Origin of the sequence: Variovorax sp. LjRoot290 (assembly GCF_964253985.1) — a bacterium.
In the GTDB taxonomy this organism is placed as follows: Bacteria; Pseudomonadota; Gammaproteobacteria; order Burkholderiales; family Burkholderiaceae_C; genus Variovorax.
The window spans coordinates 1,685,329-1,707,027 of the sequence record NZ_CAXURW020000002.1 but is presented as its reverse complement, the minus strand read 5'-3'; the positions used below and the strand labels follow the sequence as shown (position 1 = coordinate 1,707,027).

Annotated in this window: 22 protein-coding genes; 14 read left to right on the top strand and 8 right to left on the bottom strand. The window is 66.8% G+C overall.

From position 1 onward, the window contains the following. Both ACSQ9A_RS37320 and ACSQ9A_RS37315 read right to left on the bottom strand, forming a co-directional pair. Nucleotides 1-255: NIPSNAP family protein (locus ACSQ9A_RS37320; RefSeq protein WP_436307720.1), on the bottom strand; the 255-nt coding region annotated here is incomplete at its 3' end. A gap of 553 nt (nucleotides 256-808) precedes the next feature. Beyond that, nucleotides 809-1,057, bottom strand: a complete 249-nt coding sequence (locus ACSQ9A_RS37315; RefSeq protein ID WP_093110177.1) for a DUF6429 family protein — start codon at nucleotides 1,055-1,057, stop codon at nucleotides 809-811. 167 nt (nucleotides 1,058-1,224) lie between these two features. On the opposite strand from ACSQ9A_RS37315, the gene ACSQ9A_RS37310 reads away from it, so the two are divergent. Next, nucleotides 1,225-1,785 (top strand): hypothetical protein, encoded by a 561-nt coding sequence (locus tag ACSQ9A_RS37310; protein ID WP_436307719.1) that lies wholly within the window; start codon nucleotides 1,225-1,227, stop codon nucleotides 1,783-1,785. A 105-nt stretch (nucleotides 1,786-1,890) separates the two neighbouring features. Here the strand turns inward: ACSQ9A_RS37310 and ACSQ9A_RS37305 are convergent, their stop codons facing one another. Next, nucleotides 1,891-3,054 carry an Acg family FMN-binding oxidoreductase gene (locus tag ACSQ9A_RS37305; RefSeq protein WP_436307718.1) on the bottom strand — a complete coding sequence of 388 codons (1,164 nt, stop codon included), beginning with the start codon at nucleotides 3,052-3,054 and terminating at the stop codon, nucleotides 1,891-1,893. Between the two features lie 420 nt (nucleotides 3,055-3,474). Here ACSQ9A_RS37305 and adh point away from each other — a divergent pair, with 420 nt between their 5' ends. Both adh and ACSQ9A_RS37295 read left to right on the top strand, forming a co-directional pair. Beyond that, nucleotides 3,475-4,995 (top strand): aldehyde dehydrogenase, encoded by a 1,521-nt coding sequence (gene adh / locus ACSQ9A_RS37300; protein WP_093110180.1) that lies wholly within the window; start codon nucleotides 3,475-3,477, stop codon nucleotides 4,993-4,995. 2 nt (nucleotides 4,996-4,997) lie between these two features. Beyond that, the gene (locus ACSQ9A_RS37295) at nucleotides 4,998-5,378 is read left to right on the top strand and encodes a DUF779 domain-containing protein (protein ID WP_436307717.1); all 381 of its coding nucleotides are present in this window, start codon (nucleotides 4,998-5,000) and stop codon (nucleotides 5,376-5,378) included. 51 nt (nucleotides 5,379-5,429) lie between these two features. Here the strand turns inward: ACSQ9A_RS37295 and ACSQ9A_RS37290 are convergent, their stop codons facing one another. After that, a complete protein-coding gene (locus ACSQ9A_RS37290) occupies nucleotides 5,430-6,281 on the bottom strand; it encodes a substrate-binding periplasmic protein (protein ID WP_436307716.1) in 852 nt (283 codons plus the stop codon). Nucleotides 6,282-6,294: 13 nt separating this feature from the next. Further along, on the bottom strand, nucleotides 6,295-6,756 hold the full coding sequence (gene pedF, locus ACSQ9A_RS37285) for a cytochrome c-550 PedF (protein ID WP_436307780.1): 462 nt from the start codon (nucleotides 6,754-6,756) through the stop codon (nucleotides 6,295-6,297). Nucleotides 6,757-7,115: 359 nt separating this feature from the next. Between pedF and ACSQ9A_RS37280 the strand changes: the two genes are divergently transcribed. From ACSQ9A_RS37280 to ACSQ9A_RS37235, 10 genes are all read left to right on the top strand, one after another. Then, a complete protein-coding gene (locus ACSQ9A_RS37280) occupies nucleotides 7,116-9,233 on the top strand; it encodes a sigma-54-dependent Fis family transcriptional regulator (RefSeq protein ID WP_436307715.1) in 2,118 nt (705 codons plus the stop codon). 245 nt (nucleotides 9,234-9,478) lie between these two features. Then, complete coding sequence (gene pqqA / locus ACSQ9A_RS37275; protein ID WP_139191749.1) at nucleotides 9,479-9,553, top strand: pyrroloquinoline quinone precursor peptide PqqA; 75 nt, start codon at nucleotides 9,479-9,481, stop codon at nucleotides 9,551-9,553. A gap of 68 nt (nucleotides 9,554-9,621) precedes the next feature. After that, nucleotides 9,622-10,554, top strand: a complete 933-nt coding sequence (gene pqqB, locus ACSQ9A_RS37270; protein ID WP_436307714.1) for a pyrroloquinoline quinone biosynthesis protein PqqB — start codon at nucleotides 9,622-9,624, stop codon at nucleotides 10,552-10,554. After that, nucleotides 10,551-11,327 carry a pyrroloquinoline-quinone synthase PqqC gene (gene pqqC, locus ACSQ9A_RS37265; protein ID WP_436307713.1) on the top strand — a complete coding sequence of 259 codons (777 nt, stop codon included), beginning with the start codon at nucleotides 10,551-10,553 and terminating at the stop codon, nucleotides 11,325-11,327. The genes pqqB and pqqC overlap by 4 nt, the downstream gene beginning before the upstream one ends. Further along, nucleotides 11,324-11,578, top strand: a complete 255-nt coding sequence (pqqD, locus tag ACSQ9A_RS37260; RefSeq protein ID WP_436307712.1) for a pyrroloquinoline quinone biosynthesis peptide chaperone PqqD — start codon at nucleotides 11,324-11,326, stop codon at nucleotides 11,576-11,578. Before pqqC ends, pqqD begins: the two co-directional genes overlap by 4 nt. An 8-nt stretch (nucleotides 11,579-11,586) precedes the next feature. Continuing rightward, entirely contained in the window at nucleotides 11,587-12,789 is a 1,203-nt protein-coding gene (gene pqqE / locus ACSQ9A_RS37255) for a pyrroloquinoline quinone biosynthesis protein PqqE (protein ID WP_436307711.1), read from the top strand. After that, the gene (locus ACSQ9A_RS37250) at nucleotides 12,783-13,496 is read left to right on the top strand and encodes an ATP-binding cassette domain-containing protein (protein WP_436307710.1); all 714 of its coding nucleotides are present in this window, start codon (nucleotides 12,783-12,785) and stop codon (nucleotides 13,494-13,496) included. Before pqqE ends, ACSQ9A_RS37250 begins: the two co-directional genes overlap by 7 nt. A 19-nt stretch (nucleotides 13,497-13,515) precedes the next feature. Further along, entirely contained in the window at nucleotides 13,516-14,496 is a 981-nt protein-coding gene (locus ACSQ9A_RS37245) for a PQQ-dependent catabolism-associated beta-propeller protein (RefSeq protein WP_436307709.1), read from the top strand. Then, on the top strand, nucleotides 14,489-15,331 hold the full coding sequence (locus tag ACSQ9A_RS37240) for an ABC transporter permease (protein ID WP_436307708.1): 843 nt from the start codon (nucleotides 14,489-14,491) through the stop codon (nucleotides 15,329-15,331). Before ACSQ9A_RS37245 ends, ACSQ9A_RS37240 begins: the two co-directional genes overlap by 8 nt. Continuing rightward, nucleotides 15,328-16,314 (top strand): tripartite tricarboxylate transporter substrate binding protein, encoded by a 987-nt coding sequence (locus ACSQ9A_RS37235; RefSeq protein WP_436307707.1) that lies wholly within the window; start codon nucleotides 15,328-15,330, stop codon nucleotides 16,312-16,314. The genes ACSQ9A_RS37240 and ACSQ9A_RS37235 overlap by 4 nt, the downstream gene beginning before the upstream one ends. Nucleotides 16,315-16,606: 292 nt before the next feature. Here ACSQ9A_RS37235 and ACSQ9A_RS37230 read toward each other — a convergent pair whose 3' ends face one another. From ACSQ9A_RS37230 to ACSQ9A_RS37220, 3 genes are all read right to left on the bottom strand, one after another. Further along, nucleotides 16,607-16,927, bottom strand: coding sequence for a high-potential iron-sulfur protein (locus ACSQ9A_RS37230; protein ID WP_093110193.1), 321 nt, complete (start codon nucleotides 16,925-16,927; stop codon nucleotides 16,607-16,609). A gap of 1 nt (nucleotide 16,928) precedes the next feature. Next, entirely contained in the window at nucleotides 16,929-18,713 is a 1,785-nt protein-coding gene (locus ACSQ9A_RS37225; RefSeq protein WP_436307706.1) for a PQQ-dependent methanol/ethanol family dehydrogenase, read from the bottom strand. Between the two features lie 234 nt (nucleotides 18,714-18,947). Then, on the bottom strand, nucleotides 18,948-19,805 hold the full coding sequence (locus ACSQ9A_RS37220) for a universal stress protein (protein ID WP_436307705.1): 858 nt from the start codon (nucleotides 19,803-19,805) through the stop codon (nucleotides 18,948-18,950). Nucleotides 19,806-19,936: 131 nt separating this feature from the next. Between ACSQ9A_RS37220 and ACSQ9A_RS37215 the strand changes: the two genes are divergently transcribed. Continuing rightward, nucleotides 19,937-21,658: a PHA/PHB synthase family protein gene (locus ACSQ9A_RS37215; protein ID WP_436307704.1), complete on the top strand. Its 1,722-nt coding sequence runs from the start codon at nucleotides 19,937-19,939 to the stop codon at nucleotides 21,656-21,658. Nucleotides 21,659-21,699: the final 41 nt, after the last annotated feature.

Sequence of the window (21,699 nt, the reverse complement as noted above, 5' to 3'; positions counted from 1 at the left end):
AGTGTCCTGCGCATACTTGAACGCAGCTTGGCACTCTGGGTCTGTGGCAGACAACGCGCGATATTCCTCGTATGCCGCAAGACTTGGGAACGTGAACATAGCCAGCGCAATGTTGTTCGCGCCTTCCGAGGGCAAAAAGTAGCCATGGTGCTGCCCTCCAAACTTTTCGACGAGTGGAATCCAGATCTTTCCGTAGTGCTCGAACTCCTTGAGCTTGAACGGATCGATGACATAGCGCAGGTAGCAGGTGACCATGGCAGTTCCGAGAGTCTGAGCGTTTGACATGAGGGCTGGCCAGGCCAGTCCGTTCTGTCTGCTTGCGGGCAAACTTTAGCCGACCCGCGAGCGGCTGCTCTTGGCCGAGGGCCGTCCTACCGTGCGCCCGGCCAGAAGGGCCAGAGGCTACCAAGGAATACGGGCGGTCGGCCGGACTCTGGCGATGTCGCGAAGGGCAATTGCCCTTGGCCATTCGTGCCGAGCCGGGCCGAGGGCGAAGCCGGGATTAGCAGTTGCCCTTTTTTGCCTGTCCCGGCGGGCATTGTTTCCCGTATCCGCCACCGGGATATCCCGGACCGTCGGGGTAGACAACGCAGCCCCCGAGCATGGCTGTTGCGAGAAGTGCAGCGACTAGCTTCTTCATGGCGTGGTCCTTCTATCGTTGGCATTCGAGCATAGCCGCCGTGCTTCATGGTCTCGCGCCGTCATCGATGGGATCGCCGTGTAGGACTTGGCGACGCGCCCGGACTTCATTTGGCTTGATTGGGGTAGAGGGTCCGAACGTCCGTGGTTGGGCCGGATTCTGCCGCAGCTATGGCTGCTCCAGCGCCGCCCCGCTGGTCCCGAAGTGTTTGGCCGCGAGCTCCTTGGCGCGGCGCAGGCCCTCGTCAGTCAGGTAGACCGACTCTTGCCTGCCGTGGGGCTCCGTGATGAGCCCCTTGTCGTGTAGACCGTCCATGACTGCAAAGTCATACCGCTTCCACACGCGTCCGTTCTCGAACTCGAAGACGCCAAGCAACGCCAGAAGCGCCTCTTCGACCTTGACCATGTCGTATTTCATGTGCTCGCCCCTCAACGTTCAGCACGACGGTGACCCTGTGAAAGGGCCCAACCTCTGATTGGCTGCGCCCACTGCACGACTGCAGTTCGACTTTACGATAGTACTTTGGTCATTCGGCCTTAGCCCATCCAATATGGCCTGCCTTCAATTCCGGAAACCGCACAGAGATGAAAGCAAGCAAGAGTAAGGAAGCCGCGTCCTGGAGTGACGTCAAGGCCAGACTGACCCACTTCGACCACGACGGCCTGGTCGGCTTGGTGCATGACCTGTACACGGCCAACAAGGACAATCAAGTGTTCCTTCACGCCCGTTTCGGGCTGGGCGAAGATGTCCTGGAGCCGTACAAGACCACCATCAACCGTTGGCTCTGGCCCGACATGTTCCGGAACCAGAACGCGTCCGTCGCCGAGGCCAAGAAGCCCATCGCGAATTTCAAGAAGGCCATTGGCCAACCGGCGGGTCTGGCAGAGCTGATGGTCTTCTACTGCGAGCGCGCGTCAGGCTTCAGCGTCGAAGTCGGCCTGCAGGACGAGGGCTACTTCAGTGCGCTGGTGCGAATGTTCGAGCAGGCGTTGCAGACCATTACGAGACTGCCGGATGCGCAGCGGCCCTTGTTCATGGAACGACTGGATGCTGTGTGTCGCATCAGTCAGAACATCGGCTACGGAGTCGGCGAGGCCATGAGCGACCTGCTGGCCGAATACGACAACATCTCACGACGACGTTGAAGGTCGGCGTCTGGCCGAATTCTGCCGAGGCGACGAGGCTGGCGACTTAGAGCGTCGGTCTCACCTCTCATGTCCCGCATGATGATTGTCGTCGATAACAAGCCCTCACGCGCGAATCAGCTGCGCTGCCAGGCCACGGCGCGGCGCAGGGCCGACCGGCGGCGCATAACCCACACGCGCCCACATCTGCACGGTCCGCTCGGGTAGCGGCACGGCCAGCAGGCGCCGAATGTCGGCGTGGGGTCCGGCCTGCTCGGGATACTCCTGCAGGGCCTGCTGCAGCGGTTGCATCGCCAGGCCCTGCCCGGTCGCGGCGAGCTGCACCCGCGCGTAGGCGCGTCCCGCGTTGACCTGGGTCACCCGGTCGTTGCTCTCGGTCAACATCCAGAGGAAGCCGGGCGTGGACGCGAGCTTCTTGCCGAAGTCCTTGATCTGGCTGGTGGTGGCGAAGGCATCGGACGCCGGCGCCTTGCTGCGATCGAACAGGCCGATGCGCTCGAGCAGCACCACCGTCGGGTCCAGCATCGACAAGCCGTCACGGTGCTTCTCGATCTCGGCGGCGCCGACGCGCAGCACCTTGTACGACTCCAGGATCGTGCGCGGCGTGCTCAGCTCGATGCGCCAGGCCTTGGCCGCGATGGCGCGATGCTGTTCCAGCGCGTCGGCCCGGTCCGCGCCGACGAAGCCGAAATGCAAGGGGTGCGGCCCCACTGCTTCGGCCATCGCCTTCCAGGCCTCGGCGGGCACCGGCCGCTGCAGGTCGTACAGGCTGCGGTTGGTGCGGCGCGCGAGGATCTGCGCGAACAGCGGGTCCTTGCGCGTGGCCGCATCGGGCATCAGGCGGACGCGCGCCACCGGTCGCTGATCGAGCTTCTCCGGGCCGAACGCACCCTCGGGAAACAGGGTGATGTCGGCACGCAGTCCCCGCTCGCGCGCCGCGATGTCGAGCAGCTCCAGGAAGGTGCCGTGGCTCATCATGATCTGGCGCGAGAACGGGTCGGTCTCGGGCAGCAGCCGGCCAAGGTCGCAGCGCAGCACGATCTCGTCCGGTGTGCGCAGATCCACCAGCCAGGACTGCAGGTTGTGCGAGTGCGGCGCCAGGATCGCGTAGCCGAGGATCCAGCGGCGCGGGTCGGCCTCCGGCCCCGGCCCCTGCCACGGCTCGATGGCCGCAGCGGGCATCTGCTGGCTGCAGCCGGCGAGTGCCGCCGTCGCCGCAGCGAAGACGAAGCCGCCTCCCGCAACCCGAATGAACTTGCGACGATCCATTGCGACTCCTGAGGCCACCTGCCGGGTGGCTGTGCATGGGATGCTGCGAATCTTGATGTCCAAGTACGCAGGTGGCAAGCGCACCGCGCGGCGCGCTTGAGCAAGCTCAAGGTAGGGCACCTCGGCGCCGGGTGGAGGAGCTCGGAGCTGAAGGCCGCTGGCGTGCGCCAAGTCGGTACTGCGCGGCTGCACGTGCAACGTGATCCGTTTTGCAGCAGTTGCTCCTCTACGGCACAGCCGCCCGCTGGAGCAACGACGACGCGCCGCGCGAGGCTGGCGGAAAAACTCCATGCCTGACAACGGCTTGCGTCGTCCGCGATGACGCCGCCGCGGCGTGGCCCGCGCTTTGCACTGAGTCGCTCCGCGGGCCGCGTCGCGTCCCGCCATCCGTTTTTTCAACCACCCGACAGGAGACGACTCATGGACATGGCAGAAATGACCCACCTCGACATTGCGAACCCGTACAAGAAGCAATACGGCAACTACATCGGCGGCGAGTGGGTTGCACCGATCGACGGCCAGTACTTCGACAACCTGACACCGATCACCGGCCAGGCCTTCACCAGCATCCCGCGCTCGAACGCGAAGGACATCGAAGCCGCGCTCGATGCTGCGCACAAGGCGAAGGCGGCCTGGGGCTGCACGTCGCCCACCGAACGGGCCAACGTCCTGCTCAAGATCGCCGATCGCATGGAGCAGAACCTCAAGACGCTTGCCGTGGCCGAGACGATCGACAACGGCAAGCCGCTGCGCGAGACGATGGCGGCCGACATGCCGCTGGCCATCGACCACTTCCGCTATTTCGCCAGCTGCATCCGCGCGCAGGAAGGCGGCATCAGCGAGATCGATCACGACACCTATGCCTACCACTTCCATGAGCCGCTGGGCGTGGTCGGGCAGATCATTCCGTGGAACTTCCCGATCCTCATGGCGGTGTGGAAGCTGGCCCCCGCGCTGGCCGCAGGCAACTGCGTGGTGCTCAAGCCGGCCGAACAGACGCCCGCCTCGATCCTGGTGCTGATGGAGCTGATCGGCGACCTGCTGCCGCCCGGCGTGCTCAACGTGGTCAACGGCTTCGGGCTGGAGGCGGGCAAGCCGCTGGCGTCGAGCAAGCGCATCGCGAAGATCGCCTTCACGGGCGAAACCACCACCGGCCGGCTGATCATGCAGTACGCGAGCCAGAACATCATCCCCGTGACCCTGGAGCTGGGGGGCAAGTCGCCCAACATCTTCTTCGAGGACGTCATGGCGGCGGACGACGCCTTCTTCGACAAGGCGCTCGAGGGCTTCGCGATGTTCGCGCTGAACCAGGGCGAGGTCTGCACCTGCCCGAGCCGGGCGCTGGTGCAGGAGTCGATCTACGAGCGCTTCATCGAGCGCGCGATCAAGCGGGTCGAGGCCATCAAGCAGGGCCATCCGCTGGACCCGTCCACCATGATCGGCGCGCAGGCCTCGCAGGAGCAGATGGAGAAGATCCTGTCGTACATCGATCTGGGCAAGCAGGAAGGCGCGCAATGCCTGATCGGTGGCGAACGCAATACGCAGGTCGGTGAACTCGGCGCTGGCTACTACGTCAAGCCCACGGTCTTCAAGGGCCACAACAAGATGCGCATCTTCCAGGAAGAAATCTTCGGCCCGGTGCTGTCGGTGACGACCTTCAAGACGGAAGAAGAGGCGCTGGAGATCGCCAACGACACGCTCTACGGACTGGGCGCCGGCGTGTGGACCCGCGATGGCGCACGTGCCTTCCGCATGGGCCGCGGCATCCAGGCGGGACGCGTGTGGACCAATTGCTATCACGCCTATCCGGCCCATGCGGCCTTCGGCGGCTACAAGCAGTCGGGCATCGGCCGCGAGAACCACAAGATGATGCTGGACCACTATCAGCAGACCAAGAACCTGCTGGTGAGCTACAGCCAGAACAAGCTGGGATTCTTCTGAAGATGCCCGAAGACGGCGTCAGCCGCGTGTCCGCCACGCCGGCCGCGCAGGCGCTCATCGAGCGCCTGCGCGCCGTGCACGGGCCGCTGATGTTCCACCAGTCCGGCGGCTGCTGCGACGGCAGCGCACCGATGTGCTTCGCCGCCGGCGAGTTCGTCACCGGCGATTCGGACGTCTGCCTGGGCGAGATCGCGGGCACGCCGTTCTACATGAGCCGGGCCCAGTTCGCGTATTGGGAGCATACGCATCTCATCATCGATGCGGTAGCGGGCAACGGCGGCATGTTCTCGCTCGAGCGGCCGACCGGCCTGCGTTTTCTCACACGCTCGCGCCTGTACGACGACGCGGAGTGGAAGGTGCTCGAAGCGCGCGGTTGGCTCTAGCGCCGCGGCGCAGCTCACGCGAACCCGGCAGCAGGCTGCCGGTTCCGCGCGTCATGCGGCTTGCCACGCGAGGTTGCCGTGCTCGAAGATCTGACGCAGCCGGCCGCTGGCCGCGATTTCGTTCACCGCGCGCTGCAGCGCCTGCGCCAGCTCGGTGGCGTCACGCTTGACGGCCATGCCGACGGCCCATCCGTCGCGCGGCGCCCGCGGCGAAGGCATCGGCGCGATGGCGAAGCGCGGGTCGCCGCGCAGCACCGACTCCATCTCCGACGCCAGTCCTGCGGCCACCGTCACCTCGCCGCGCAACAGCGCGCGCGCCGTCTCGGCGCCGTCCTTCCATTGCGTGATCAACTGGCTCCGGTAGGCGCCGCCATCGGCGCCAATCAGCAACCAGCCCGCGAGCGACTGGCCAGGCACCGCCACCTTGTCGGCGCCCAACTGGGACAGCGTCTCGAGCCGCGGCACGCGCTCGAGCTGGCGTGCCATCACGACCCGATCGCGGTAGTACGGCGCGAAGATGCTGACCTGCGGGTTGCCTTCCATCAGCGGCCGGTCGACCGGCACGTGCAGCAACACGTCGGCCGGGCCGTAGCCGAGGTAGTGGCCGCGCCACACCATGTTGCGCAAGTCGTCGTTCATGTTCTCGTCGGCATGGAACGGCAGCAGCGAGAGCCTGACGCCCAGCGATTCGGCCAGGGCGCGCGCCAGCTCCACGTCGATGCCCTGGCCGCCGACGTGGAACGGCGGCATGTCGTGGTAGAGGCCGACCGTCAGCGTGCCGCGCTCGCGCACGCGCTCCAGTGGCGTCGCCCGCAGGTGCAGCGGCGCACATGCCAGGGCTGCGGCGCCGGACGCGCCCAGCCAGCGCAGGCAATCGCGACGGCTCGGTGTCTTGGGTGTCATGGACCCTCCCCGCCTAGAACGGCTTGTCACGGCGCGTTTCGAGGTAGGCCTTGATCGCCCAGATGGCTTCCTGGTTCATGACCCCTTCGAACGGCGGCATGTACACCGCGCCGTTGCGCGTGCGCCCCTGGCGAACGGTCGTGAGATAGAACTCGTCGATCTCCTTCACGCAGGCGGCCTTCTTGGCGCTGTCCTTGAGCGCTGCGCATTCGTTGTCGATCTTGCGCAGGTCGGGCGCGATGCCGCCGGAGATCGCTTCCAGCCCATGGCAGCGGGCGCAGTTCTGGTTGTAGGCCGACGTGCCGATCTTGACGGCGGCGTCGTTGGCCCGGAACGGGTTCTCGGGACGCCATTCCTGGCCGAGCTTCGGAAGCGCCGAAGTGTCGACCGCCTGCGGCGTCACGTCGCCGTGCGCCCATACGGCGGGGCTCGCGGCGCAGGCGGCGATGGCCAGCAGCCAGGCGCCGTGGCGCATGGCCATGCGCCCGCGCCGGCGGCTGGGTGGGGTGGGTGCGGCCGGCAGATTTCCGTTTCGCTTCATGTCAGGTCTCCGTCATGGTCGTGTTGAAAGATGAGCTCGGTCTGCAAACGCCGTGCCACGCGCCGGTGTTGCAGGCGGGAACACAAATTGCCTGTGATCGATTGCCCAGTTGCTCCAGATCAAGCCGCACGTGCGGCACTGCGGCATCCTTGCCACTTTGGCCGGCCTGCTTTGCAACAGACCCGGAGAGCTGTGCCAAAACGCAGCAGTGCCACGCAGCTGGTGACAACGGCCCGGCGCGCGGTGATTCGACGGAGACAACCTGCCTCGGCAGGCGCAGAGGAGACACAAGGATGTCCGCAACTCATCGTGCCTTGGTCACGAACGCCAAGACCTGGACGACGCCGTCGGCATTGCCCTTCGTGCGGCAGGCCGCGCGCACGGAGCTGATCGAGCAGTCGCATCAGCGCTGCGCCGCACTAGGGTTGACCCGCATCGAGCGCCCCGACTTCGAACCCCTGATGCGCAGCGACCTCAGCGTGGCGCGGGAGCGCAACCAGCGCCTGTTCACGCGCGCGGCGCCGGTGATGGAGATGCTGTTCGAGCAGATCGTCAACACCGAGAGCATGATCGTGCTGGCCGATGCCCAGGGAACGATCCTGCACTCGGTCGGGGACGACAAGTTTCTCGAACGCGCCGGCAAAGTAGCACTGTCGCCGGGGGTCAGCTGGGCCGAGCATTCGAAAGGCACCAACGCCATCGGCACGGCGCTGTTCGAGGAGTCGCCCACGGTCGTTCACGGCGGCGAGCACTTCATCCATGCGAACAGCTTCCTCACCTGTTCGGCGGCCCCGATCTTCGATCCGCGCGGCAATATGCTCGGCGTGCTCGACGTCACCGGCGACCAGCGTTCGTATCACCAGCACACCATGGGGCTGGTGCGCATGTCGGCGCGCATGATCGAGAACCAGTGGTTGTCGGACGACTTCGGCAACCGGCTTCGGCTGCACCTGCACAGCCGCGTCGAATTCATCGGCACCTTGCTCGAAGGCATCATCGTCGTCGGCGCCGATGGCAAGATCCTCGGCGCCAATCGCAGCGCGCTGGACCAGCTCGACATGAGCAGCGCGGCGCTGCGAATGCAGAGCCTGACCAGCCTGTTCGGCACCACCGTCCCGGCCATGTTCGACCATCTCCGGGCACCGCTGTCGACGCCGATGTGCCTGAGCCTTTCGAACGGCCGGCAGTTCTATGTCAAGGCCCGCTTCAACGGCACGCCGCGCTCGATGATGGCCGGCCTGGGCGGCGACGAACCGGCATCGCAGGCCGTCACGGCCCGCGAAGCCGTGCCGGTCGACGCGAACCCGCCGCCCCATCCGGCCAACGCCGCGGCCGCGCCACCGAGCGCTTTCTCGGGCCTGCACTACCTGAAGACCGGCGATATGCAGATCGAGGCGATGGTGCAGAAGGTGCAGCGCGTCCTGAACCGCGACATCCCGCTCCTGATCCTCGGGGAAACCGGCACCGGCAAGGAGTTGCTCGCGCGCGCGGTGCACCAGGACTCGAACCGTTCCAGGCAGGCCTTCGTGGCCGTGAACTGCGCCTCCATCCCCGAGTCCCTGATCGAGGCCGAGCTGTTCGGCTATGAAGACGGCGCGTTCACCGGCGCGCGCCGCAAGGGCGCATGCGGGCGCATCGTGCAAGCCAACGGCGGCACACTGTTCCTCGACGAGATCGGCGACATGCCGCTCGCCCTGCAGGCGCGGCTGCTGCGCGTTCTCCAGGAGCGCTGCGTGATGCCGCTGGGCAGCCAGAAGTCGATTCCGGTGGACATCGCCGTGATCGGGGCGACCCACCGCAACTTGCGCGAGATGATCGAGGCCGGCACGTTCCGCGAAGACCTGTACTACCGCTTGAACGGGCTGGTCGTGCGCCTGCCGGCGCTGCGCGAGCGCAGCGATCTCGGCGTCGTGGCACGCCGCATCCTGCTGACCGAGTGCCCGCATGGCACGCCGGAGATCAGCTCGCACGTGTCGGCGCTGTTCAGCCGCTACGCATGGCCCGGCAACATCCGCCAGCTCGCGAATGTGCTGCGCACGGCCGCCGTGATGGCGGCCGGCGCGCCGCAGATCACCGAGCATCATCTGTCGGACGACTTCCTCGAGGACGTGCAGCGGGTTCGCTCGTCCATTCCCGCAGCCGCCCCGGCCATCACAGCCCCGGCGGCGAGCATGCCGCTTGACATGCCCGCGCCGGCGTCCGTGGACCGACCCGCCGAGCCGACCGTCGTCGCCCCGCCGGCCGAGACCGCCTACGACGGCACGTCGTCACTCACGCTCGGAGAAGCCGAGATCGAGATGATTCGCGCGGCCCTTGCGGCGGCGAACGGCAACATCTCCATTGCGTCGAAGCGACTGGGCATCAGCCGCAACACCATCTACCGCAAGCTGCGCTGGGGCAAGGGCGGCTGAACACCCGGGCACGGGAAATCCCTGTGCCATCGCTGCGCGCCACTGTCCCCGGATGGAGCAGTCGCAACACAGCATTCCCCTTGCTTGCCCTTCGATGTCGCGCAGAGCCGGCCGCGCACGCCTGCGCCTAGGGGCAAGCACCAGTTTTTTGGGCCAGCGTTCCACAGGCATGCGTCTTGCGGAACGGCGTGTGTCCTCACGGCAATCCTGCCCGGACTTTGGATGGCAACCCCAAGGAGACTCTCATGCAATGGTCGCAACCCGCATTCGAAGACATGCGCTTCGGTTTCGAAATCACGATGTACATCTCGAACCGCTGACCCGCTCGACTCAGGCGGCGGCGCATCGCATGCGATGCGCCGCCGCCGGTCACACCAGACACCTTCCCATGAAAATTCTCGTGCTCGGCTCGGGCGCCGGCGGCGGCTTCCCGCAATGGAACTGCAACTGCCGCTTGTGCGCCGGCCAGCGGCAAGGCGAGCTGAGCGCGCGTGCGCGAACGCAGAGCTCAATCGCCGTGTCGGCCGACGGCGAGTCGTGGGTACTGCTCAACGCGTCACCCGACATCGGCCAGCAGATTCGCAGCCATCCGCAGCTCCACCCGCGGCAGGGGCTGCGCGACACGCCGATCAAGGCGGTGGTGCTGATGGACGCCCAGATCGACCACGTCACCGGTCTGCTGGGTCTGCGCGAAGGCCCTTGCATCGACCTCTATGCCACGCCCTGCGTGTTCGAAGACCTCACCACCGGCCTGCCGCTGTTGAACGTGCTCCAGCACTATTGCGGCACGCGCTGGCACATGCTGCCGGTGGCGGGCGACCAGGTGAGCGCCGAGTTCGAGATCGAGGGCTTCGCCTCGCTGCGCTTCACTGCGCTGGCCATCCCGGGCAAGGCGCCGCCGTATTCGCCGCACCGTCGCGAGCAGATGGTGGGCGACAACATCGCACTGCTGATCGAAGACCGGCGCGATGGCAGGCGCCTGTTCTACTCGCCGGGCCTCGCCGAGGTGGGCAACCAGGAGCTGCGCTGGATGAGCGACGCCGACTGCCTGTTGGTCGACGGCACTTTCTGGGAAGAAGACGAAATGCAGCGCGCCGGCCTGAGCGGCAAGACCGCCACCGAGATGGGGCACCTGCCGCAGAGCGCCAGCGCCGTGCGCACCGGCATGGTCGACGTGATGCGGGCCACGACCGCACGACGCAAGGTGCTCATCCACATCAACAACAGCAACCCGATCCTCGACGAAGGCAGCCCGCAGCGCCGCGTGCTGGAGGCGCACGGCATCGAGGTGTCCTACGACGGAATGGAGATCACGCTGTGAATACCGAACTGTTTCAGAGCGCCCCACCGGCCGCCGATCAGGGCGACGCACGGGAGCCGTGGAGCGCTTCGGCCTTCGAGGCCAGGCTTCGCGACTGCGAGAAGGACTATCACATCCACCACCCGTTCAACAAGCGGCTGAACCGCGGCGAACTGCAGCCGTTCCAGGTTCGGGGATGGGTGGCGAATCGCTTCTACTATCAGGTCAACATTCCGCAGAAGGATGCGGCGGTGCTGGCCAACTGCGCCGACCGTGCGCAGCGCCGGCGCTGGATCGAACGCATCCTCGACCACGATGGCCGCGGCGACTTCGGCGGCAGCAATGCGGGCGGCATCGAGGCCTGGAGCCGTCTCGGCGAGGCCGTCGGCCTGCGCCGCGAAGACCTCTGGTCGCATCGCCATGTCCAGGCAGGCGTGCGCTTCGCCGTCGACGCCTATGTGAACTTCGCGCGCAGCAGGCCGTGGGAAGAGGCGGCGATCTCGTCGTTGACCGAGATGTTCGCGCCGAGGATCCACGCCGACCGGCTGGCGGGCTGGCCGACGCTGTACCCATGGATCAAAGCGGATGGCCTCGCCTACTTTCGCCATCGCATCCCGCTCGCCACGCGCGATGTCGAGCACGGGCTCGAAGTGGCGCGGCGCTGGTGCATCACGCGTGCGCGCCAGGAGCGCGCGATAGCCATCCTCCAGTTCAAGCTGGACATCCTGTGGTCGATGCTCGACGCCATCGAGCGCGCCTACCCCGACGACCTGTCGTTGGAGTCGCGGCCATGAACGCCAGGCCCAACGTGGCGACAATGTTCCGGCTGCAGTTCGAGCCGGCGCAGGACAGTTGGGTGCTGCTCTATCCGGAAGGCATGGTCAGGCTCAACACGCCGGCCGCCGAGATCCTGCGGCGCTGCGACGGTTGCCGCTCGGTGGACCAGATCGTGGCGGAGCTCGAGCTCGCGTTCGGACAGCCCGGGCTCGCCGACGACGTCTGCGCGTTTCTCAGCCAGGCCAGGCAGCGTGGTTGGCTGCAATAGAGGCGACGATGCAAGCCGCCGCCAACAGCACGACGATCCGGCCTCCCATGTGGCTGCTGGCGGAGCTGACCTACCGCTGCCCGCTGCATTGCGTGTTCTGTTCCAACCCGGTCGACTACGCCCGGCATGACAGCGAGCTGGACACCGCGACCTGGAAGCGCGTGCTCGGCGAGGCGCGTGCGCTCGGTGCCGTGCAGCTCGGCTTCTCGGGCGGCGAGCCCCTGCTGCGCGACGACCTCGAAGCGCTGGTCGCACATGCGCGCCAGCTCGGCTTCTATACCAACCTCATCACCTCGGGCGTCGGCCTCACCGAGGCCCGCGCGAAGGCACTGAAGTCGGCCGGGCTCGACCACATCCAGCTCTCGTTCCAGGACTCGACGCGCGAACTCAACGACTTCATCAGCTCGACCCGCACCTTCGAACTGAAGTCGAAGGTCGCCGCGATCATCAAGGCGCAGGGATACCCGATGGTGCTGAACTGTGTCATGCACCGTTTCAACCTGCCGCATGTGGGCCGAATCATCGACATGGCCGAGCGCATGGGCGCCGACTACCTCGAACTCGCCAACACCCAGTACTACGGCTGGGCCTGGCAGAACCGCGCGGCCCTGATGCCAACCGTCGACGAGTTGCGCGACGCCGAGGCGATCGTCATGGTGCACCGCGATCGCCTCGACGGCCGCATGAAGGTGCTGTGGGTCTCGCCCGACTATGCCGACGCCAAGCCCAAGCCCTGCATGGCCGGCTGGGGCTCGCTGTTCATGGTGGTGGCGCCCGACGGCAGCGCACTGCCATGCCACAGCGCGCGCATGCTGCCCGGCATCGCGTTCCCCGACCTGCGCCATGCCTCGGTGCGCGAGGCCTGGTACGAGAGCGACGCGTTCAACCGCTTCCGTGGCCAGGCGTGGATGAGCAGCACTTGCGGCGACTGCGACGAAAAGGACCACGACTTCGGTGGCTGCCGCTGCCAGGCCTTCCTGGTGACGGGCGATGCCGCAGCTACCGACCCGGTTTGCCCGAAGAGCGAGCACCGCGGGCGCATCGATGCGATGCTCGCCGATGCGGACACCGAGCGCGCGCACGCCGGGCAATGCGGCATGCCGGTGCAGCCCTTGCGCTTCGTTCCGGGCGCTGCGAAGCAGGCAGGGCTGATCTACCGCAGCGACGAGAATTCGCGCGCGCTCTCGGCTTCGCAGGCCGCGCCATGCTGAAAGTCCACCAGCTCACCCAGCGCTACGGCTCGCGGGTGGCGCTCAACGCGCTCAGCGTCTCGATCGCACGCGGCAGCTTCGCCGTCCTCCTCGGGCCCAACGGGGCCGGCAAGTCGACGCTGTTCCAGGTGCTCACAGGCCTGTTCGCGGCCGATGCGGGCGATGTGGAAGTGGCAGGCCTGTCGATGCGCAGCGACGCGCGACGCGCGCTGGCGCACATCGGCGTGGTGTTCCAGCAGCAGTCACTCGACCTCGACCTGAGCGTCGCGCGCAACCTGCAGTTCCACGCCGACCTGCAGGGCCTGCCGCGCGCAGCGGCTGCCGAGCGCATCGCCTTCGAAGCGGCGCGCTTCGGCCTCGTGGCCGACCTGGGGCGGCGCGTGCGAGAACTCTCGGGCGGCAGCCGGCGCAAGGTCGAACTGGTGCGCGCGCTGCTGCACCGGCCCGAACTCCTGTTGATGGACGAGGCCACCGTCGGCCTCGATCCGAAGTCCCGCCGCGACCTAATCGACGGCCTGCACCAAGAGGTGCGCCAGCGAGGCGTAACGGTCCTGTGGGCCACCCACTTGGTGTCCGAGGCCGAAGGCGCCGACCGCGTGCTGGTGCTGCATCGTGGCGCGTTGCTGGCCGAGGGAACACCGGCCGCAGTCACCGCGGCTCTCGGCGGGCCGACGCTCGAGACAGCCTTTCTCAATGCCACCCACTGAGCCGCCGGCGCATCAAGCCATGAAATCCCTCCTCCTGTTCCCGATGCTGCTGCTCGCGGCTACGCTGAGCGCCCCCACCGTCCATGCCAAGGACAGCGGGCTTGCCTACATCTCCAGCGAGAAGGATCACGCGATTACGGTGGTCGACCTGAAGACGCTCACCGTGGTGGGCACCATCCCGACCTGCAAGCGCCCACGCCGCATGCAGCGGCTTCGCGCCAACACGCAGCTGATGGTCGCGTGCAGCGATTCCGGCCGCGCCGACATCATCGACCTGGCGAGCCGCCGCTCGGTCGGCAGCGTGCCGCTCGGCGATGACCCCGAGGTCTTCGACCTGTCGCCCGATGGCCGCACCGCCTATGTGTCGGCCGAGGAGGACGGCGCGCTCAACGTCTTCAACCTCGTCGCGAAGAAGCAGGTCAAGAGCGTGCCGCTCGGCAAGGAGCCCGAGGGCGTGAAGGTCGCCGCCGACGGCAAGCGCGTCTACGTGAGCTCGGAAGTCGCGAACCTGGTCCACGTGCTCGACACCGCCACGCTGAAGATCGTCAAGAACATCGCGGTGGGCAAGCGCCCACGGCGCTTCGCGTTCTCGGCCGACGGCAGCGAGCTGTGGGTCAGCAACGAGCTCGGCAGCAGTGTCAGCGTCATCTCGGTCCGCGACCTGGCGGTGGTGGCCACCATCTCCTTCGAGGTGAAAGGCATGCGCGCCGACGACATCACACCGGTCGGGCTCACGCTGTCGCGCGACGGCAAGACGATGTACGTGGGGCTCGGCCGCGCCAACCACGTGGCCTTCGTCGACGCGGCCACGCGCAAGACGAACCAGCTGGTGCTCGTCGGCAAGCGTGCCTGGGGTCTCGGACTGAACCGCGACGGCTCGCGCCTGTTCGTGGTCAATGGCCTGTCGGACGACATGACGGTGGTCGACACCGCCAGCGCCAAGGCGCTGAAGACGCTGCCCGTCGGCCGCGTGCCGCACACGGTGGTCGTCGATGACTGAGTCGCACGCCGCACGCGCTTGCGCCGCGCATGCGCTGCAAGCCATGCGCGCCATCGTGCTGCGCGAGCTGATCAAGTTCGCGCGGCAGAGGGCGCGGCTGGTCTCGGCGCTGGTGCGCCCGGTGCTGTGGCTGGCGGTGTTTGCAGCCGGCTTTCGCAACGTGTTCGGAGTCGCCATCGTCGAGCCGTACGACACCTACATTCCCTACGACCTGTATATCGCTCCCGGGCTTGTCGGCATGGTGCTGCTGTTCAATGGCATGCAGTCGTCGCTGGCGATGGTCTACGACCGCGAGATGGGTCTGATGCGACTGTTGCTCACGGCGCCCCTGCCCCGCTGGTGGCTGCTGCTGTGCAAGCTGGTCGCGGCCGCGCTGCTGAGCCTGGTGCAGGTGCTGGCCTTCGTGGCTGTGGCCGCCTTGCTGGGCACGACGCTGCCGATGGACGCGCTATCGCTGCTGCACGCGTTCGGTGCCACGCTCGCCGCCGCGCTGATGCTTGCGTCGCTGGGGCTGCTGCTGTCGGTGCACGTGCAACAGCTCGAGAACTTCGCCGGCGCGATGAACTTCGTCATCTTCCCGATGTACTTCCTGTCGACTGCGCTGTACCCGCTGTGGAAGCTGGAAGAGTCGGGCGCGACGTGGGTGTGGCGCGCAGCGCAGCTCAACCCGTTCACGCACGCCGTCGAGTGGATCCGCTTCGCGCTCTATGGCAAGGATCCCGGGATCGCGCCGCTGATCGTCCTGGCCACGTTGCTGCTGTGCTTCACGCTGGCGTGCCGGGGCTACGAGCCGCAGCGCGGCTTCGGCACCCTGGCGCAGCGGGGGGCGGCATGATCTCGCGACGTCGCGTCCTGTTCTGTGCAGCGGCCACAGCGGCAGCGAGCGCCGCGCCCTGGGTTCATGCCCAGCCCGGCAGCGACACCCCGTTTCCGCAGCGCCCCATCTCGCTGTGGGTGCCATGGCCGGCGGGCGGGGCCACCGACGTCACGCTGCGCCTGCTGGCCGACCTTGCTGGCCGACAGCTGGGTCAGAGGATCCTGATCGAAAACCGCGGCGGCGCCGGCGGCACGCTGGCGATGCCGGTGCTGCAGCAGGCGCCGCCCGATGGCTACACCCTGGCGCAGATGCCGCAGCCGGTGTTCCGCGCGCCGCACACGCAGAAGGTCGCCTGGGATCCTATCCGCGACACCACGCCCATCCTGCAGATCAGCGGCGTGACCTTCGGCCTGGTCGTGCCTGCGGCGAGCGCCTTGCGCAGCGTCGACGACCTGCTGGGCCATGCCGCCGCGCACCCCGGCGAACTGAGCATCGCCACCAACGGCATCGGCACGACACCGCATGTCGTGCTGGACGGCTTGTTCGCGCGACACGGTCTGAGCTACATCCATGTTCCCTACAAGGGAACCGCCGAGCAGATGGTGGCGGTGGCCTCGGACCAGGTGATGGCGGGCGTCAACTCCAACGGTTTCGCTCCCTATGTTGACTCGGGCCGGCTGCGTTTACTGGCGACCTTCGGCGCGGCGCGCACCCGGCGCTGGCCGAACGTGCCAACCCTGGACGAGCTGGGCCACGGCATCGTCGCGATGTCGCCCTACGGCCTGGTCGGTCCGCGCGGCCTGCCGGCCTCCGTGCTGCGCACGCTGCACGATGCGTTCAAGACGGCGTTGTTCGACCCCCGGCACATTGCAGAGCTGGCCCGGTACGACCAGGAGATCGCCTACCTGGGCAGCGCGGACTATGGCCGCAGCATGCGCGAATCCTTCGCGGCGCAGCAGCGCATCGTCGAACAGCTGGGGCTGAGGCCCGGCCAGGGGTGATGTGCGGTGAGGCCGGCGTGATGACGACCGTGGCGAGCCGCTGCGCTTTCCGCCGCCGGTGATCGTCGGCGAACGGGATGCGCAGCTTCCCGGGGCGGCCGATCCTCCAGCAGGACGCCACCGCGAAGGCGCTGGTCGCCTGCGTCTTCGCGCCGATCGACCTCGCCCCCATCCCCCCTTGGCGGGCGCGCCACCGAACCATCGGGCGGCCGCCGATGCCAACGGCGTGTCTCATGACATGCAGGCGCGTTTCCGTGACATGGACAAAAAACAGGAACGCGCGACAAGTTTTTCAGCCGGGCTTGGGCGCCCACGCGCTGCACCAGCCGGGACCTGCGATCTGCTTGCGCCCGAACATCGCGCAGCCGCCCCATTCGTCGGAGGCACCGCCCTGGAAGAAGGAGCAGTTCGTGCAACGCTGCGTGGCGCTGTGCTTGGGAAAGCGCTTCTTGTCCACCTTGGCGGTGTCGTGCTTGTAGCCGAGGGCCTGGGCCGTCTCGTCGGCCTCGTCGACGCGCGCCGGTGCGGCTTGCGTGACGGCGGAGGATGCAAGCATGGCGCAGCCGCTTGCAAGGGTTCGAGTGATGAAGATGCGCCGCGTCGTGTCTTTCATCTCAGTCTCCGACAACGTTGGTCTTCGCCGCGCTCGCAGCACTGCTGGTCTTGGGAATCTTGAACACCCATACCATCCCGCCCTGTTCGAGCAGGTTCACCTTCTTGGCCACCTCGCCGCCCCACAGGGGCACGGCGCCGCCCCAGCCGGAGACCACGCTCACGTACTGCTCGCCGCCCTGCTGCCAGGTGACCGGCGGCGCTACTACGCCGGAGCCGGTCTGGAACTGCCACACCACCTTGCCGGTCTTGGCATCGGCCGCCTTCAGATAGCCTTCGGGCGTGCCCCAGAACACGAGGTTGCCGCCGGTGGTCAGCACACCGCCCCACAGCGGCGCGCCGTTCTTCACTTCCCACACGATCCTGCCGGTCTTCGGATCGACCGCGCGCAGCGCGCCGATGTAGTCGTCGTTGAGCGGCTTGATCGTGAAGCCGGCGCCAAGATAGGCTGCGCCCTTCTTGTAGGCAACGGGTTCGTTCCAGATGTCCATGCCCCATTCGTTGGCGGGCACGTAGAACATCTTCGTGTCGGGGCTGTAAGCCATCGGCATCTGGTTCTTGCCGCCGAGAAAGCCCGGCGCGGCGAAGACCGGGCTGCCCTTCTTGCCTTCCGCGCTCGCGGTCGGGTCGCCGGGCCGGTTGTCGGCGATGAAGTTGGGACGGCCGGTCTTCAAGTCGATGCTGCTCGCCCAGGTGATCTTCCTGACGAACGGAAATGCGTTGATCAGCTTGCCGGTGGTCGCGTCGTTCACGTAGAAGAAGCCGTTGCGATCCGCCTTGCCGCCGACGCGCTTTCCGTCCAGGTCGAAGGTCACGAACTCGTTCACGCCGTCGAAGTCCCAGCTGTCGTTGGGCGTGGCCTGGTAGTGCCACTTGATCTGGCCGGTCTTCACGTCGATCGCCACGGTGGCGCAGGAGAACAGGTTGTCGCCCTGGCGCAGGTGGCTGTTCCACGGCGCGGGGTTGCCGGTGCCGAAATAGGCGAGGCCGGTCTTGCTGTCGTAGGTGCCGCCAAGCCAGGTGGCTGCGCCACCGGTCTTCCACAGGTCGCCCGGCCAGCTCTGGTTGGTGGTGCCGGAGATGCCGTTTTCCTTGGCGTTGCCATCGGAGTCGTAGACGTAGCCCATGTGACCCTCGACAGTGGGGCGCGTCCAGACCAGCTGTCCGGTCTTTGCATTGCGGGCCTCGACGCGGCCGACCACGCCGAACTCTCCGCCGGAAACACCGGTGAGGATCAAGCCGTTGGCGATGATCGGTGCGGCGGTGGCCGAATAGCCGGCCTTGTAGTCGTCGATCTTTTCCTTCCAGACCACGTTGCCCGTGTCCTGGTCGAGCGCCACGAGTTGCGCATCGAGCGTGGCGAAGATCACCAGGTTGCCGTACAGCGCGGCACCGCGGTTGACGACATCGCAGCAGGGCATGATGCCTTCGGGCAACCGGTGCTCGTACTTCCACAGCTTCTGGCCGGTGGTTGCATCGAGCGCGAAAAGGCGAGAGTACGACGCGGTGACGAACATCTTGCCGTTGTGCAGGACCGGCTGCGACTCCTGCCCGCGCTGCTTCTCCCCGCCGAAGGAGAACGCCCACACCGGCGCGAGCTTGCCGACAGTGGCGACATTCACCTGCTTGAGCGGCGAGTAGCGTTGGCCCTGGGTGTTCAGGCCCCAGGTCAGGACATCGCCGGTGGCGGTCGCTTCGTTATCGATCATCTTGTCTGTCACGACGGCGTGGGACGCCGTGGCAGCCAGAGCGGCGGACACGAGAACGGTCAAGAGTTTCAGTTGCATGGGGTGGTCTCCTCAAGGGTTGATCGCGGGTCGAACACGGCCTGTTGGCCGCGTCCTCCACGTTGATCGAGGGCAATGTCCATGCCATGTCGCAAACCGCTCGATGAGCCTGCCGATGTGCCGGATGGGGTCGGCGAGCTGCGGGTTTTCCCGCTGCATTGCTACATGCTTGAGCAGTCGGGGCGCCAGTGACCGTGACATCACGGCACACCAGCGGCCCCAGCGCCGCTGGCTTCAATGCGCCATCAGGACCGGCACGTTCATGCGTGCAAGGATCTCGCGTGTGACACCACCGAGCACGAGTTCCCGCAGGCGGGTGTGCCCATAGGCGCCCATCACCATCAGATCCACGCCCATGCTCGCCGCGCACGAGAGCAAGGTGTCCGCGAAGCCGATGGTGGTAATGTACTGCTCGGCCTTCGCCTCAACGCCGTGCCGCCAAAGCCAGGCGATGGTCTCTGAAATGCAGCGCTTGGCGGCCGCTTCCGCATCACCTTCCTTGCGCAACGACACCAGCGTGACCTGCGCCGATTCGGCGAACAGCGGTAGCGCGTCGCGCAATGCCATGGCCGCCTCGCGCGTGCCGTCCCAGGCGACCAGGACGTTCTTGCCCACCTCCGGAAAATGACCGGCGCAAGGAATGATGAGCACGGGCCGCCCCGAGTGCAAGACGACCTGCTCCGGCAGATCACGCGCCACCATGTCTGCGGTCTTGTTGTGGTCCACCTTGGCGTGGTCGACCTGCCCCACGATGAGCAGATCGCTGGCGTGGCCATGATGAACAGTCGCATCCACGGGCTCGCCGTTGACCAGCCGGACGTCGTACGGCAACGATCCTGACCCACGCACCAGATCCCTGAAGACGTGGGCGGTCGCCTCCGCACGCAGGCGCAGGCCGTCAGCGGCAGCCGCAATGAATTCGGTGCCGCGCATCAGATCCGCATCCATGGGCGCAGTGCCATCGAGAAGGCCCGTCGGCACGAGGCCGACCAGATGGCTGCCGTGCGCGCGGGCCAGGCGCGCGGCGAGCTCGACACGCGCGGCACACCGTTCCGTGTGGTCCAGGTGGACGAGGATGGTTCCGATATTCATGGATCTTCCATTCCAACGCAATGCAACCATCTTCGAACGTCCGATGTTGCGGTACCTTGACATCGATCAAACGCGGCGCACGTTCGCGCACTCAGACTCCGACGCCATCGGCAATCACTTCGAGGATGGAGATGGACGACAGAGTCGACGCGCTGGATCGGACGCTGCACGCCGGACTGGCCCAGCTCACAAAGGGACTCTCGCCCGCAGCGCTGATGCTGGCCTGGTCGGACTGGGCCATCCACCTCGCGGCGCAGCCGGCGCGCAGCGCGCAAGTGCTCATGATCCGCCCGCTGACGCAGGCGGTTGCGGCCGCGAGCCAGGCCTTCCAACCCATGCCCGCCCATGGACCACCGACGCCGGATTCGCACGAGGACGACCGCCGCCTCGCAGATCCTTCGTGGGATGCATGGCCTTTCAACCTGTACCGGCAGGCGTTCCGCGCAGGCGCGCAGTGGCTGCGGGAGCTGACCGAAGCGGTGCCCGGCGTCGAACGTCATCACGAACAGGTCGTTTCTTTCGCGGCGCGGCAGTTGCACAACATGTGCTCGCCGGCGAATTCGCCGGCCACCCACCCGCTGGTGCTGCAAAGAACCGCGGCGACTGGCGGACTGAATCTGATGCAAGGTGCCCGCAACTGGGCAGAAGACCTGCAGCGGAGCGTTCAGCGCCTGCCGCCAAAGGGTGCCGAGAACTTCGTGCCGGGGCGCGACGTCGCGATCACCCCCGGCAAGGTCGTCTTTCGCAACCACCTGATGGAACTGATCCAGTACGCGCCCACGACGGCCACGGTCCATGCCGAGCCGGTGCTGGTCATGAGCGCGTGGATCATGAAGTACTACATCCTCGACCTGTCGCCGCACAACTCGCTGATCCGCTACCTGGTCGACAAGGGCCACACCGTGTTCGCGATCTCGTGGAAGAACCCGGATGCGAAAGATCAGGACCTCGGCATCAATGACTACCTGGCGCAGGGCCTGATGGCGGGCCTCGATGCCGTCAACGCCATCGTGCCCCGCCAGCGCGTGCATGCGGTGGGCTACTGCCTGGGCGGCACGCTGCTGGCCATCGGCGCGGCGGCCATGGCGCGCGACCAAGACGATCGCCTGGCCACCGTGACGTTGCTGGCGGCGCAGACTGACTTCACCGAGCCGGGAGAACTCGGCCTTTTCATCGACGAGAGCCAGCTCAGCTTCATGGAAGACCTGATGGCGCGCCAGGGCTATCTGGATTCGAGGCAGATGGCCGGCGCCTTCCACTTGCTGCGCGCCGTCGACCTCATCTGGTCGCCCATGGTGCAGAACTACCTCCTCGGCGAGCGAGCGCCGATGACCGATCTCATGGCCTGGAACGCCGACGGCACGCGCATGCCCTACCGGATGCACGCCGACTACCTGCGCAGCCTCTTCCTCGAGAACGCGCTTGCGCGTGGCCAGTATCTGGTGAACGGACACCCGGTCTCGCTGGGCGACATCGAGGTGCCGGTCTTCGCCGTTGGCACACGAACTGACCATGTCGCGCCATGGCGCTCCGTCTACAAGTTGAACCTGCTGTGCGATACCGAGATCAGCTTCGTCCTCACGGACGGCGGCCACAACGCCGGCATCCTGAGCGAGCCCGGCCACGCGCACCGCCACTATCGGATCCTCCACCGCGCCAGGAATGCACCCTATGTGCCGCCGGATGGGTACACGGCTCGCGCCGAGCAGATCGAAGGCTCCTGGTGGCCGGCGTTGCAGGTATGGCTGGCGGATCGCTCTGGATCGCGGCGCAAGCCGCCGCGCTTGGGCCATGCGCGGCTCGGCTACGCCCCCATCTGCAATGCACCGGGCACCTATGTGATGGCCGGTTGAGTCCCGCGCCGTGCCAATCCCTTGATCCAGCGCAACGCTCA